Below are 14,526 nucleotides of genomic sequence, written 5' to 3' on the forward strand. Positions count from 1 at the left end.
AAGTATAAACTTTCCAAATTTTTTAGATTCAATTAAACTAACGGCATTAAAAACGCCACAAGCAATGAGGAGAATTCCTGTGAGCGATATCGAACAACGCGTTAAGCAAGCGGTTGCAGAACAACTTGGTATCAAAATCGAAGAGATTAAAAACGAAGCATCTTTCATGGATGACTTGGGTGCTGACTCTCTAGACCTAGTTGAACTGGTAATGTCTTTCGAAAATGACTTCGACATCACAATTCCTGATGAAGATTCTAACGAAATCACAACTGTTCAATCTGCGATCGACTACGTTTCTAAAAAACTTGGTTAATCGTTGATTCTTAGCTCTGCTAAGCCTAAAGACCACCGCAAGGTGGTTTTTTTGTGCCTGTGTTTTTCTTAATGGTAACTTACATTCATTAACAGGAAGCTTACCAATGATTAACTTCTGCTTAGATGAATTCCGCTATAAACAATAGGGAGATAAAAATCAGACGACAATAAGGGAGTCTTCCATGGGTATTTTTGATTTTGTAAAAGGTATTGGTAAGAAAAATACCGCAGCGGCAGAACCGCAACAGACACCTGCTGCACAACAAGCACCTGCGGCTGCGCCTAAAGCAGCTCCGGCAGAGCCATCGGCACAAGAAATTGCCAACAAGTTATTGGGCCATGTTAAAAGTTTAGGGTTGCCAATTAAAGGTTTGTCGATTAGCTATAACTCTACTTCTGATCTGGCAACTGTGCGTGGGCAGGTACAAAATCAGGCCGATCGTGAAAAAATTATTCTCGCGGTAGGAAATATTGATCATGTGGCCAAAGTGGATGACCAGCTTACGGTGAGCAGCCCTGAACCGGAAAGTAAATTCTACACGGTAAAATCAGGCGACAGTTTGTCAAAAATTTCTAAAGAATTTTATGGCGATGCCAATCAATACAACAAGATTTTTGAAGCCAACCGTCCATTATTAAAAGATGCTGATGATATTTTCCCAGGTCAGGTACTGCGTATTCCTGATTAATATTTTTGAACTTTCAGATTTTTCAGATTAATGGCAAGGCTCCCTTTGGGAGCTTTGTTGTTATTGTCGATAACTAGAGTATCAAATACCGACATCCAGATATAGCGTCTCTTTTACTTCCTCCATCACCACATAACTGTGTGAAGAGGCGGAAGAAGGTAGTTTCTTTAATAGATCGCCCAGCAGGCGGCGATAAGCACTCATCTCTTTCAAGCGCGCTTTGACCAGATAATCAAAATCTCCAGAAATCAAATGGCATTCCAGTACTTCAGGAATTTCACTCAGGTCTCGTGCGACCTGCTCAAATACATCACCGGATTTGGCTGAAAGTTTGATTTCAAGAAAGACCAGTAAATTGCGTTCCAGCTTTTCTGGATTGAGTCGGGCGTAATAGCCCATGATAATACCATCACGTTCCAGTCGCTTCACACGCTCAGAGCACGGGGTAGTGGATAGGTTCACCCGAGCTGCCAGCTCGCTAATGGCAATCCGGCCATCGCGTTGCAGGATGTCTAGAATCATGCGATCAATACGGTCTAATTTACGCATTCATTATTCCCTTAATTTTTTAAAATCACGCGAGAAATCTAGTGGATTCACTGAATATATTACTTTAAAACAGTGAAATTCACTATTGATCCAAAAATATACTAGTTAAATCAACTAGAAGGATTTTGAGGGTAAGGCAATGCGTGTTTTGGTCTTAGGTAGTGGTGTAATTGGTGTGGCAAGTGCCTATTACCTGGCACAGCAGGGTGCAGAAGTTACTGTACTTGACCGTCAGACTGGCCCTGCTGAAGAAACCAGTTTTGGTAATGCAGGCCAAATCTCTCCAGGTTACTCGACACCGTGGGCAGCACCTGGCATTCCATTCAAAGCGGTGAAATGGATGTTTCAGCATCACGCACCCTTGGCGATTAATTTAGATGGCAGCATGTGGCAGTTGAACTGGATGGCGCAAATGCTGAAAAACTGTAATCCAGCCAGCTATGCCATTAACAAAGAACGTATGACCCGTGTAGCTGAATATAGCCGTGACTGTTTACGTGAATTGCGTAAAGAAACCGGCATCAGCTATGAGCATCGTTCCAAAGGTACTTTACAGGTATTTCGTAATGAAGCCCAGTTGGACATGGTGCAACGTGATATCGCTATATTACAAGAGTGTGGTGTGCCGCATGAATTATTACTGGGAGCTGATTTGGCAAAAGTTGAACCTGCCTTGGCACATGCTCAAGATAAACTGGTCGGTGGCTTACATTTACCCAATGATGAAACCGGTGATTGCTATCTATTTACCAACGCCTTAGCCAATGTTGCCAAAGAATTGGGCGTACAGTTCAAGTTTAACCAGAATGTGGAACATCTGCTAACTGAGGGCAATGAAATTAAAGGTGTTGTCGTCAATGGTCAGGTATTCACTGCGGACAAATACGTGCTGGCATTTGGTAGTTATTCACGTGATTTCTTGAAACCGTTGCATCTGGATTTACCAGTTTATCCAGTAAAAGGCTATTCACTCACGATTCCAATTGTTGATGCCGATTTTGCGCCGCAATCTACGGTGCTGGATGAGACCTATAAGATTGCTATCACTCGCTTTGACCAGCGCATCCGCGTGGGTGGTATGGCTGAGCTAAGTGGCTTTAACCACAACTTAAAAGATAATCGACGTGCCACTTTGGAAATGGTTACCCAGGAATTATTTCCGGGTGGTAATTTGACTGAAGCCAGCTTCTGGACGGGGTTACGTCCAATGACACCAGACAGTACGCCAATTATTGGAAAAACCCGTTTTAAAAACCTGTTCCTGAATACCGGACATGGCACTTTGGGTTGGACCATGGCCTGTGGTTCGGGCAAGTTAATCAGCGATATTGTACTGGATCATAAAACCGAGATTAGTACGGAAGGGCTGTCGCTCGGACGCTATTCACACGCGGCTTAAATTACTGTTTCAAGGAAGAATCTATGCCACGTCCAATTCAAGCTGTAGTGCATTTAGATGCATTGCAGCATAATCTGAATATTGCTAAAGCTTCTGCTCCAAATGCTGAAGTGTATGCTGTGGTCAAAGCCAATGCCTATGGTCATGGCATTGAACGGGTTTATGCGGCATTTCAGTCTGCAGACGGTTTTGCTTTTCTGGATATTGAAGAAGGTAAGCGGCTACGTGCACTGGGATGCAAAAAATCACTGCTGTTGCTCGAGGGTATTTTTACGCTAGCGGATTTATTTGCATGTGCAAAGCATGACATGAGCTTTGCCATTCATTCTCGTCATCAAGTGCAATGGCTGAAACAGTTTGCCGAAATAGCCCCGGATGCACAGTTTGATGTGTTCTTGAAAATGAACAGCGGCATGAACCGTTTAGGTTTTCAGCTGCATGAATATGCAGATGTTTGGCAACAGTTAAGCCAGTTCGAAAATGTACGCTCAATGACGCATATGACCCATTTCTCCGATGCGGATGGCGAGCGTTTTGGATTGGATGGCATTGAACATCAAAACCTGATTTTTAGCCAGACCATTCAGGGGCTTGAGGCTAAAACCTCACTCAGTAATAGTGCGGCCATTCTACGCCATCATCAAAGCTTGCATTCCGATATTGTACGTAGCGGCATCATGCTCTATGGCAGTTCACCAGATTATCCAAGCCATAGTATTCAAGACTGGAATCTCCAACCAAGTATGAGCTTACGCAGTGAAATCATTGCTATTCAAGATATTCAGGCTGGGCAAAGTGTCGGTTATGGCTCTAACTTTGTTGCGGAGCAGGCGATGCGAATTGGTGTTGTGGCTTGTGGTTACGCGGATGGTTATCAGCGTATCAGCCAGACCGGTACGCCCGTGCTGGTAGATGGCGTCAGAACCCAGACGATTGGCCGGGTCAGTATGGATATGCTGACAGTTGATCTGACTGAACTTCCTCAAACGAACATTGGTAGTGAGGTGCTGCTCTGGGGGCGGTCGACCCACGGCACAGTGCTGCCAATTGATGAAGTTGCAGCAGGATCAGGAACAGTGGGCTATGAGTTGATGTGTGGCATTACTACCCGTGTACCAGTACAGGTTGAAACCTGAAATTCAATATTGACCTATTAACGGAAAAATGGAGAGGAAAATTTATGATGGAACATAGCGATATTCAACGTATCCGCAGCAATCAGGTGATGAGTGCTGCCACTATTCACAACAAGACCGTGTATTTATCAGGGCAGGTGCCAACACGTACCGATCTGGATATACACGGACAGACCTTGGAGGTCTTTGCCAAGATTGATGAACTGCTTGCGCTGGCAAATACTGATAAAAGCCGGTTGCTTTCGGCGCAATTATTTATCAAGCATTTAGCTAACTTTAGCAACGTAAACCAACTCTGGGTGGAATGGCTGCAAGGCCATGATACTCCGGCACGTGCCACCATTCAGGCGGATCTGGTCAATCCAGACTGGCTGATTGAAATTGCAGTGATTGCAGCACAGCCTTAAGAGCTTCTGATATTTGAGATCTCCCAACTTAATTTTGTAAGAACATCAGACCCGATCATTTAACTTTTTAAATGAAATTACATCTGAATCAGGATTTCAGGAGGAAATCTGATCAGGTGGGCAAGGGCTTGATGCGAAAAAAGGAACTGAAGATGAATACTACACCCTCTAGAGATGACGCAGCGCCGTCGCAACATGAGCTACAACGCAAGTTATCTAATCGGCATTTACAGCTGATTGCCATTGGTGGCTGTATCGGTACCGGCCTGTTTATGGGGTCGGGTAAGACCATCGCCCTGGCTGGCCCTTCGATCCTGCTGATCTATATGATCATTGGCGGGATGTTTTTCTTTTTAATGCGTGCTCTTGGTGAAATGCTGCTGTCGAATTTGCAGTACAAGTCTTTTATTGATATGGCGCATGATCTGATTGGGCCGGCTGCAGGCTATTACATTGGCTGGTCGTACTGGTTGGGCTGGATTCTGGTTGGTATTGCTGATCTGGCTGCGATTATTAACTACCTGAATTTCTGGTTACCCGAAGGTACAGCCTTTACCCCGATGGGACAGGCGCTGATCAGCGCTGCCTGTGTCCTCTTGATTCTGGGTATTAACCTGGTGACAGTAAAACTCTTTGGTGAGATTGAGTTCTGGTTTGCCCTGATCAAGATTCTGGCAATTATTGGCCTGATTTTTGTTGGTGGTTATATGGTCTTTAGTGGTTTTCAGGCCCCAAGCGGTGCGACGGCCAGCTTTAGTCATGTCTGGTCAGATGGCTTATTTCCGAAAGGTGCGACTGGCTTCCTGGCCGGTTTCCAGATCGCGATGTTTGCTTTCGTGGGAGTGGAGTTGCTGGGTACCATGGCGGCTGAAACCAAAGATCCGGAAAAGAATTTACCTAAAGCAGTCAATGCGATTCCAACCCGTATTATCTTGTTTTATGTCTTGTCCCTGTTGGTGATTATGGCAGTCACGCCATGGAGCCAGATTCCTGCAGATCAGAGCCCATTCGTTAGCCTGTTCTTATATGCGGGGATTCCAACGTCCGCCATTATCATGAACTTTGTGGTCTTGTCTTCCGTGATGTCTTCGATGAACAGTGGCGTATTCTCCACCAGCCGGATGCTGTTTGGTCTGGCGCGGGGTGGTCAGGCACCGCAAGCCTTGGCACAACTGTCGAGCCGAGCAGTTCCGGCGAAAGGTCTGATGTTCTCCTGTACCTTTATTCTGCTGGGTGCAGCATTCCAGTATTTTGTACCGAATACGATGGAAGCCTTTACCTTGGCGAGCTCACTCTGTGTGATCCTGTTTATCAGTATCTGGAGTATCATCATGGTGTGCTATATCCGTTACCGTAAGCAGCAACCGGAAAAACATACTGCTTCGACTTTTAAAATGCCGGGCGGTGTATGGATGTCTTATATCGTGCTGGCATTCCTGTTCTTTGCGTTGGTGATTTTGAGTCTGGAACCAGATACTTTGAAAGCCTTGATGATCAGTCCGTTATGGCTGTTAATTCTAGCGGTGACCTATCGTGTGCTGTATCTGCCAAGAGTTCGTAAGCTTCAGGTAGAGATGTAAATTTTAGAATCTAAGACATAAAAAATCCCCGACTGAGCAGGGATTTTTTATTGAGTAGCTAAACTAGAAGGTAGGTTTAACCACCACCAGAATCACCACTGCAAATAAGAGCAGGGTTGGCATCTCATTAAAATAACGCCAAAACTTGTGTGACTTGTAATGGGCATTATCAATCAGCTTCTTGCGGTAATAACCACAGACCAGATGGTAAATCACCAATAAGCCGACCAAGCCGACTTTAAGGTAGAACCATAAGGCTTCATGATAATGACGCGTTGCATCACCCCAATCTACCAGAAAGTGTGCCGTAATCAGGGTGGCCAGCATTGCCGGCCACATGATGCCACGGTACAGCTTGCGCTCCATGACTTCAAAGCGTTGATGACTTACGGCATCTTCGCTCATAGCATGATAAACATATAAACGTGGCAAGTAGAACAAAGCCGCGAACCAGCAAACCACTGCAATAATATGTAATGCTTTTACCCAAAGGAAAGCATCAGAAGGAGCATCCATCAAGTCACCCTAAATTGGGCAGCTTAGCCTTCCCATTTTTTGAAGATGAGACAGGCATTTACGCCGCCGAAACCGAAACTGTTACTCATCACAGTATTCAATTTTGCGTCACGTTTTTCAAGCACGATATCAAACGGTTTCGCACCTTCATCCAGTTCAGTCACGTTGATGTTTGGCGCAATAAAGTCATTTTGCATCATCAGAACTGAATAAATTGCTTCTTGAACGCCAGCAGCACCTAGGCTGTGGCCTGTCATAGACTTGGTCGAGCTGAGTGAAGGAACCTGGCCTTCACCAAACGCACGTTCCATTGCCTTAAGTTCTGTAATATCGCCTGCTGGAGTAGAGGTACCATGCGTATTTACATAGTCAATCTTATCTACACCATGCTGTTTTGCTTCTTCTAAAGCCATCAATACACAACGCGTTGCACCTTCACCACTTGGCGCAACCATATCGGCACCATCAGAGTTCGCTGCATAAGCTACGACTTCCGCAAGAATATTGGCACCACGTGCTTGAGCGTGTTCAAGGGATTCAAGCACCACGAAACCGCCACCGCCAGCAATCACGAAACCGTCACGGTCTGCTGAATATGGACGAGATGCAGTTTCAGGTGTGTCATTGTATTTTGAACACAGTGCACCCATCGCATCAAACAGCAAGCTTTGAGACCAGTGATCTTCTTCACCGCCACCGGCAAGCATCAAGTCCTGTTTACCCAATTGAATCAGGTTATAGGCATAACCAATCGCATCAGCAGAAGTTGCGCATGCGCTGGTAATTGAGTGAGCAATACCTTGAAGTTTAAGCGCTACACCAACGTTGGCTGTAATGGTATTTGACATATTGCGGGGTACGAAAAATGGGCCAATTTTACGTGCACCTTTTTCTTCGAGTAATTTCGCCATTTCTATTACAGATGCTGTTGAGTTACCGCCTGAGCCGCCTGCAATACCATAGCGTGGGTTGCCCGCCAGATCTTCCGGTTTCAGACCAGCATGCTCAACCGCTGCAATTGCCGAATTGTAGGCATACATGGCACAAACACCCATAAAGCGTTTGAGACGACGGTCGATATTGTCAAAATCCTGCTCAGCAGCCGCGCTGACATGACTTTTAAAGTTTAGTTCAGCATAGACTGGATTTAAACGTGTGCCTGAAATCCCGTTTTGTAAAGAGTGAGTTACATCTTCCAATGTATTTCCGATGCATGAGTTAATACCCATACCAGTGATGACAACACGTTTCATCTACAGATCCTTATAGTTCATCTTTATGGTCAGGGGAGATATTTAGCGTTTTCATCAAGCGTTAAATATGGTGCTGACCCATTGTTCACAATGAGGAACATCATAACAGAAAGATTTTTGAAATCTTATGGCAAATGTTATGCCCAGTACGCTGTACATTCGAATAGAGATTCCTACACAGAGGGATTACTAAATGAAACAGAATAAGGTTGAGATAAACGCTGCTAACACCTAGTATTTATACAAAATACAAGCACGTGCACGCTGAGGTAAGGAATGACAAATACCAATAATAAACAATCAAATGGCTTCATCTCCAGTGCGTTTGGAGTGGCGAAAAAGTTCAGTACAACAGGTTTGGATCTATTCAACCATGTTGCACCTGATTCGGTTTCGAAGGTCACACAAGCGCTGAATGTAGATAAGGTGGTCAATGGCGCAGCTCAAGCCAAGAGTCCATTTGAGTCGAAAAAATACGACAATCCACAGGAGATGTTACGTGAACATCTGCCAAGTGTATCGCGCCAGTTGTTTGGCCGTCATTTCAATACAGTGAATAATGTTACGCATTTTATTTCGCCCAAGTTTAGCGAAAAAGTGTCAGATTATTTCTTTGATCATCTAAATCAGTTTACCAATGACATCAGTTCAGTAGATGCCGTTCTCGATGAAGCAGGAGTGCGTGATCTGGAGGAACTCACCCAGGATGTCGATCGTTCTAAGCGTATTTCTCAAGCGTTTGGTGAACAGAATAAATGGATTGCTGCAGTTCAAGGTGCATTCTCCGGGGCAACTGGGGTAATTGGTACAGCAGTGGATATTCCTGCATCTTTGGTGCTGGCGCTGCGTACTATTTATCAGGTCGGCCGTTCTTATGGCTTTGATTTAAGCAAAGAAGAAGATCAGGATATCGTGCAGCATATCTTCCGTCAGATTGATCTGAGTCTGATTGCAGAAAAGCAAACCGTATTGTTGGGCTTAAGAGCGCTAGGTGCTACTTTAAAAACCCATGACATTTCCCAGCTGCAAGCCATGTTGGGTTCAAGTAATGATACCGAGCTGCTACGCAAATTCCTGCATCAGGAAGATGGTCAATCGAAATGGGAATGGATGAACCATATACCGAAAGTTTCCCTGATTGAACAACTATCTAAATTGGTACCGTTAGCGGGTGCTGGGGTAGGCGCAGTATATAGTCGCCGTTTTGTCGATGATGTTAATCAGAAAGCACAGGATGTGTTCTCGAATGCACGTCAATATCTGCTACAGCATCGTGACAGCTCTGTTTCTGTTTTAGAGGCCTATGAAAAATCTAAAGCATTGCTGCAACAGGCCGCACCAAAACTACTAGAAAATATCAAGAAAAATGGTCATACCGGGGATGAGTTAATTTTAGATAAAGAGATTCCGATTGAAGGAAATGATCATATTACTCAGGTAAAAGTGCTGAAAAAGACAGATTCTCAAGTCACAGAGGAAGTAAAAGATGAAGAGGTCAGTGAAGGCTTGGATTCATTAGCCGATAAGTTGGTAGAACCGGTTGCGGATAAGCATGTACAGCAACCAGCACTGAGTGAGCCGGCACCTGAAGATATCGAAGATACGCTTGCACAGGCAGAAGCTGAGGGCGATGTCACAGACGAGGCCGAAGTCGCTGCCGCTGATACTGAAAATGATCAGAGCGAAGCAGACACGGAAGCTGCACAGCAAAAGTCAAAAAAAGCGACAAAATCTTCTGCTAAAAAATCAACAGAAGATGTTACAAAAGATGCAGATTAATCTGCAAGAAAAATAGTAAGGATATGAAAGTACTAAGCAATTGTAAGCAAGAGCGGATGTGGATTTGCCTGCTTCTATCATGTTGACCAATTTTGCATCTTGACTTACAATTGCATGCCCTCAAAAAGTAGTAGTTTTTGGGGCTTTTTATTAACGGGAGAATTGCCAAATGGCAACAACAAATCAGTTGATCCGTAAGGGTCGTACGACTTTGATTGAAAAATCTAAAGTTCCTGCGTTGAAGGCTTGTCCACAGCGCCGTGGTGTTTGTACACGTGTTTACACAACTACACCTAAAAAACCTAACTCAGCAATGCGTAAAGTTTGCCGTGTTCGCTTAACTTCAGGCTTTGAAGTTTCTAGCTACATCGGTGGTGAAGGCCATAACCTGCAAGAGCACAGTGTTGTTCTTATCCGTGGTGGTCGTGTTAAAGACTTACCAGGTGTACGTTACCATACCGTTCGTGGTTCTTTAGACTGTGCTGGTGTTAAAGATCGTAACCAGTCTCGTTCTAAATACGGTACTAAACGTCCTAAGAAATAATTGATCTTTCGAGATTAACTTCTTAGTTCGCTAGAACTGCAATCCTTTATCGTCTCGCTTGTCTGATTTCTGCATTTAATTTTGTGAAATTCAAGCGACGTGTAGTAAGGCCAGCGAATGCACATGACACTTTGTGCTAATGCTGGATAAACCTGAAGTGTCATATTTATAGGTAGTTTAAAATGCCAAGACGTCGCGTAGTCGCTGCTCGTGAAATCCTTCCGGATCCGAAATTCAGTAGCCAAACAATCGCTAAATTCATGAACCACGTAATGCAAGATGGTAAAAAATCTATTGCTGAAAGTATCGTTTACGGTGCTTTAGACCGCGTTCAAGAAAAATCTAAAGTAGATCCGGTTGAATTTTTCGAGACTACTCTTGAAAAAGTTCGCCCTATGGTCGAAGTAAAAGCACGCCGTGTTGGTGGTGCTACATACCAGGTACCTATGGAAGTGCGCCCATCCCGTCGTACTGCCTTGGCTATGCGTTGGTTAGTAGATGCTGCTGCTAAGCGTTCTGAAAAAACTATGGCTTTACGTCTTGCTGGTGAGTTGCTTGATGCATCTGAAGGTAAAGGCGCAGCGGTTAAAAAACGTGAAGATGTGCACCGTATGGCTGAAGCCAACAAAGCATTCTCTCACTACCGTTTCTAAGCAAATAAAACAGGCCCTTATCAGGACGGTGATGATATGGGTTTCACCCAATTGTCATCAAAGCGCTTTAAGTTGCTAGCAACTTAAAGCGTCCTGTTTTAAACAACAAAATTTAGGAATGCAAGAGATCATGGCTCGTCAAACCCCAATTTCTCGTTACCGTAATATTGGTATTTCTGCGCACATCGATGCGGGTAAAACCACAACTACTGAACGTATCTTGTTCTACACAGGTGTATCTCACAAAATTGGTGAAGTACATGATGGTGCAGCAACAATGGACTGGATGGAGCAAGAGCAAGAACGTGGTATTACCATTACTTCTGCTGCTACCACTACATTCTGGTCAGGTATGTCTAAGCAGTTCCCAGAACACCGTATCAACGTAATTGATACCCCGGGACACGTTGACTTCACAATCGAAGTTGAGCGTTCTATGCGTGTTCTTGATGGTGCATGTATGGTTTACTGTGCTGTAGGTGGTGTACAACCTCAGTCTGAAACTGTATGGCGTCAAGCTAACAAATACCAAGTGCCTCGTTTAGCATTCGTGAACAAGATGGACCGTACTGGTGCCAACTTCTTCCGTGTTGTTGAACAAATGAAAACACGTCTTGGTGCGCACCCTGTACCTGTAGTAATCCCTGTTGGCGCTGAAGAAAACTTCCAAGGCGTTATCGACTTGATCGAAATGAAAGCGATCATTTGGGACGAAGCTTCACAAGGTATGAAGTTCGAGTACGGTGATATCCCTGCTGATCTTCAAGAAACTGCTGAAGAATGGCGTACAAACATGGTTGAAGCTGCTGCTGAAGCTTCTGAAGAGTTAATGGATGAATACCTGAACAATGGCGATTTGACTAAAGAACAAATCGTTGCTGGTCTACGTGTTCAAACATTGGCTTGTGAAATTCAACCAATGCTTTGTGGTACAGCGTTCAAAAACAAAGGTGTTCAACGTATGTTGGACGCAGTAATTGAATTCTTGCCATCACCTACAGAAGTTAAAGCGATTGAAGGTGTTCTTGACGACAAAGCTGAAACTAAAGCGATTCGTGAAGCATCTGACGAAGCTCCGTTCTCTGCACTTGCGTTCAAAATCATGAACGACAAATTCGTAGGTAACTTAACTTTCGTACGTGTTTACTCTGGTGTTCTTAAACAAGGTGATTCTGTTTATAACCCGGTTAAATCTAAACGTGAACGTATCGGCCGTATCGTGCAAATGCACGCGAACGATCGTCAAGACGTTGAAGAAATCCGTGCTGGTGACATCGCTGCGTGTGTAGGTCTTAAAGACGTAACTACTGGTGATACACTATGTGATGAGAAAAACATCATCACTCTAGAACGTATGGAATTCCCAGAGCCAGTAATTGCATTGGCTGTTGAACCAAAAACTAAAGCTGACCAAGAAAAAATGTCTATCGCTTTAGGTCGTTTGGCTAAGGAAGATCCATCATTCCGCGTTCGTACTGACGAAGAATCTGGTCAAACCATTATTGCTGGTATGGGTGAGCTTCACCTTGACATCATCGTTGACCGTATGAAACGTGAATTCAACGTTGAAGCGAACATTGGTAAACCAATGGTTGCTTACCGCGAAACAATCAAAAAGACTGTTGAGCAAGAAGGTAAGTTCGTACGTCAAACTGGTGGTAAAGGTAAATTCGGTCACGTATACGTACGTTTAGAACCGCTTGATCCTGAAGCTGGTAAAGAATACGAATTCGCTGAAGAAGTTGTAGGTGGTGTAGTACCTAAAGAATTCTTCGGTGCAGTTGACAAAGGTATCCAAGAACGTATGAAGAATGGTGTCCTTGCTGGTTATCCAGTAGTTGGCATCAAAGCGACATTGTTCGATGGTTCTTACCATGATGTCGATTCTGACGAATTATCGTTCAAGATGGCTGGTTCTTATGCCTTCCGTGACGGTTTCATGAAAGCAGATCCTGTTCTTCTTGAACCTATCATGAAAGTTGAAGTAGAAACTCCAGAAGACTACATGGGCGATATCATGGGTGACTTAAACCGTCGTCGTGGTATGGTTCAGGGTATGGACGATCTACCTGGTGGTACTAAAGCAATTAAAGCTGAAGTTCCACTTGCTGAGATGTTCGGTTATGCAACTCATATGCGTTCTATGTCTCAAGGTCGTGCGACTTACTCTATGGAATTTGCTAAATATGCTGAAACTCCACGTAACGTGGCTGAAGGCATCATCGCTAAGTTCCAGTCTGGCGGTAAAAAAGGTGACGACGAGTAATCTTTCGATTACTATAAGCCCAAACTAATTCATAGTTAAAAACCAAGCGCTCATGCAGTGATCCTGCATGAGCAGTTCAAAAAGGAAGATCTCATGGCTAAGGCTAAGTTCGAACGTAATAAGCCACACGTTAACGTGGGCACAATTGGTCACGTTGACCATGGTAAAACAACTTTAACAGCTGCGATTGCAACTGTATGTGCGAAGAAATTCGGTGGTGAAGCGAAAGACTACGCTGCAATTGACTCTGCACCAGAAGAAAAAGCACGTGGTATTACCATTAACACTTCTCACGTAGAATACGATTCTCCAACTCGTCACTACGCTCACGTAGACTGCCCGGGCCACGCCGATTATGTTAAAAACATGATTACTGGTGCTGCTCAGATGGACGGCGCGATCCTTGTATGTGCTGCGACTGATGGTCCAATGCCACAAACTCGTGAACACATCCTTCTTTCTCGTCAGGTAGGTGTACCTTACATCGTTGTATTCTTGAACAAATGCGACCTTGTAGACGACGAAGAGCTTCTTGAGCTAGTTGAAATGGAAGTTCGTGAACTTCTTTCTACTTATGACTTCCCAGGTGATGACACTCCAGTTATCCGTGGTTCAGCTCTTCTTGCGCTTAACGGTGACGCTGGTCAATATGGCGAAGCTGCAGTTGAAGCTCTTGTTGAAGCGCTTGACTCTTACATCCCAGAACCAGAACGTGCAATCGACCAAGCATTCTTGATGCCAATCGAAGACGTATTCTCAATCTCAGGTCGTGGTACAGTAGTAACTGGCCGTGTTGAGACTGGTATTGTTAAAGTTGGTGAATCAGTTGAAATCGTTGGTATCCGTGATACACAAACAACAACTGTAACTGGCGTTGAAATGTTCCGTAAACTTCTTGACGAAGGTCGTGCGGGCGAGAACTGTGGTGTTCTTCTTCGTGGTACTAAGCGTGAAGACGTTCAACGTGGTCAAGTACTTGCTAAACCAGGTACAATCAAGCCGCACACTAAATTCGACGCAGAAGTATACGTACTTTCTAAAGAAGAAGGTGGTCGTCATACTCCATTCCTTAACGGTTACCGTCCACAGTTCTACTTCCGTACAACTGACGTAACTGGTGCGATCGCGCTTAAAGAAGGCGTTGAAATGGTTATGCCTGGTGACAACGTTGAGATGTCAGTAGAGCTGATCCACCCGATCGCAATGGACGCAGGCTTACGCTTCGCGATCCGTGAAGGTGGTCGTACAGTTGGTGCTGGTGTAGTGTCTCGTGTTACTGCATAATCACTGATTGTGTAAAAAAAGCGTCCCTTTGGGACGCTTTTTTTTGTTTATCTAAAGTGAAAAATAAATTGTCTAACAAAATTAGAGCGCTGTCCTAAAGTGATATTCAGCTGACCTTAACTGCAATGATGTCAAGCAGATAACTGAGTAAGA

14 protein-coding genes are annotated in these 14,526 nt (G+C 44.3%); 11 read left to right on the forward strand and 3 right to left on the reverse strand.

The window, feature by feature from the left end; genetic code table 11:
- Positions 1-79 precede the first annotated feature (79 nt).
- Positions 80-316 (forward strand): acyl carrier protein, encoded by a 237-nt coding sequence (gene acpP / locus F899_RS04465; protein WP_004646101.1) that lies wholly within the window; start codon positions 80-82, stop codon positions 314-316.
- A 184-nt stretch (positions 317-500) separates the two neighbouring features.
- Entirely contained in the window at positions 501-1,007 is a 507-nt protein-coding gene (gene lysM, locus F899_RS04470; protein WP_004811186.1) for a peptidoglycan-binding protein LysM, read from the forward strand.
- Between the two features lie 81 nt (positions 1,008-1,088).
- Here the strand turns inward: lysM and F899_RS04475 are convergent, their stop codons facing one another.
- Positions 1,089-1,556, reverse strand: coding sequence for an Lrp/AsnC ligand binding domain-containing protein (locus F899_RS04475; protein ID WP_004811183.1), 468 nt, complete (start codon positions 1,554-1,556; stop codon positions 1,089-1,091).
- Between the two features lie 139 nt (positions 1,557-1,695).
- Here F899_RS04475 and F899_RS04480 point away from each other — a divergent pair, with 139 nt between their 5' ends.
- From F899_RS04480 to F899_RS04495, 4 genes are all read left to right on the forward strand, one after another.
- Positions 1,696-2,955: a D-amino acid dehydrogenase gene (locus F899_RS04480; protein WP_005221080.1), complete on the forward strand. Its 1,260-nt coding sequence runs from the start codon at positions 1,696-1,698 to the stop codon at positions 2,953-2,955.
- 23 nt (positions 2,956-2,978) lie between these two features.
- Positions 2,979-4,091, forward strand: a complete 1,113-nt coding sequence (gene alr, locus F899_RS04485; RefSeq protein ID WP_005221089.1) for an alanine racemase — start codon at positions 2,979-2,981, stop codon at positions 4,089-4,091.
- A gap of 47 nt (positions 4,092-4,138) precedes the next feature.
- Positions 4,139-4,498 (forward strand): RidA family protein, encoded by a 360-nt coding sequence (locus F899_RS04490; protein WP_034434173.1) that lies wholly within the window; start codon positions 4,139-4,141, stop codon positions 4,496-4,498.
- A 152-nt stretch (positions 4,499-4,650) separates the two neighbouring features.
- A complete protein-coding gene (locus F899_RS04495) occupies positions 4,651-6,078 on the forward strand; it encodes an amino acid permease (RefSeq protein ID WP_005221093.1) in 1,428 nt (475 codons plus the stop codon).
- A gap of 63 nt (positions 6,079-6,141) precedes the next feature.
- On the opposite strand, the gene F899_RS04500 is transcribed toward F899_RS04495, so the two are convergent.
- Positions 6,142-6,594, reverse strand: a complete 453-nt coding sequence (locus F899_RS04500; RefSeq protein ID WP_004893309.1) for a CopD family protein — start codon at positions 6,592-6,594, stop codon at positions 6,142-6,144.
- Positions 6,595-6,617: 23 nt separating this feature from the next.
- Entirely contained in the window at positions 6,618-7,847 is a 1,230-nt protein-coding gene (locus tag F899_RS04505) for a beta-ketoacyl synthase N-terminal-like domain-containing protein (RefSeq protein WP_004811172.1), read from the reverse strand.
- 276 nt (positions 7,848-8,123) lie between these two features.
- Here F899_RS04505 and F899_RS04510 point away from each other — a divergent pair, with 276 nt between their 5' ends.
- From F899_RS04510 to tuf, 5 genes are all read left to right on the forward strand, one after another.
- Entirely contained in the window at positions 8,124-9,626 is a 1,503-nt protein-coding gene (locus tag F899_RS04510) for an EcsC family protein (protein WP_005221095.1), read from the forward strand.
- Positions 9,627-9,795: 169 nt separating this feature from the next.
- Positions 9,796-10,170: a 30S ribosomal protein S12 gene (gene rpsL / locus F899_RS04515; RefSeq protein WP_004648013.1), complete on the forward strand. Its 375-nt coding sequence runs from the start codon at positions 9,796-9,798 to the stop codon at positions 10,168-10,170.
- A gap of 182 nt (positions 10,171-10,352) precedes the next feature.
- Positions 10,353-10,823 carry a 30S ribosomal protein S7 gene (gene rpsG, locus F899_RS04520; RefSeq protein WP_004279240.1) on the forward strand — a complete coding sequence of 157 codons (471 nt, stop codon included), beginning with the start codon at positions 10,353-10,355 and terminating at the stop codon, positions 10,821-10,823.
- Positions 10,824-10,953: 130 nt separating this feature from the next.
- A complete protein-coding gene (fusA, locus tag F899_RS04525; protein ID WP_005221098.1) occupies positions 10,954-13,089 on the forward strand; it encodes an elongation factor G in 2,136 nt (711 codons plus the stop codon).
- Positions 13,090-13,182: 93 nt separating this feature from the next.
- On the forward strand, positions 13,183-14,373 hold the full coding sequence (gene tuf / locus F899_RS04530) for an elongation factor Tu (protein ID WP_004811166.1): 1,191 nt from the start codon (positions 13,183-13,185) through the stop codon (positions 14,371-14,373).
- Positions 14,374-14,526 lie beyond the last annotated feature (153 nt).

This window comes from Acinetobacter sp. CIP 101934, assembly GCF_000369585.1.
Classification (GTDB): Bacteria; Pseudomonadota; Gammaproteobacteria; order Pseudomonadales; family Moraxellaceae; genus Acinetobacter; species Acinetobacter schindleri.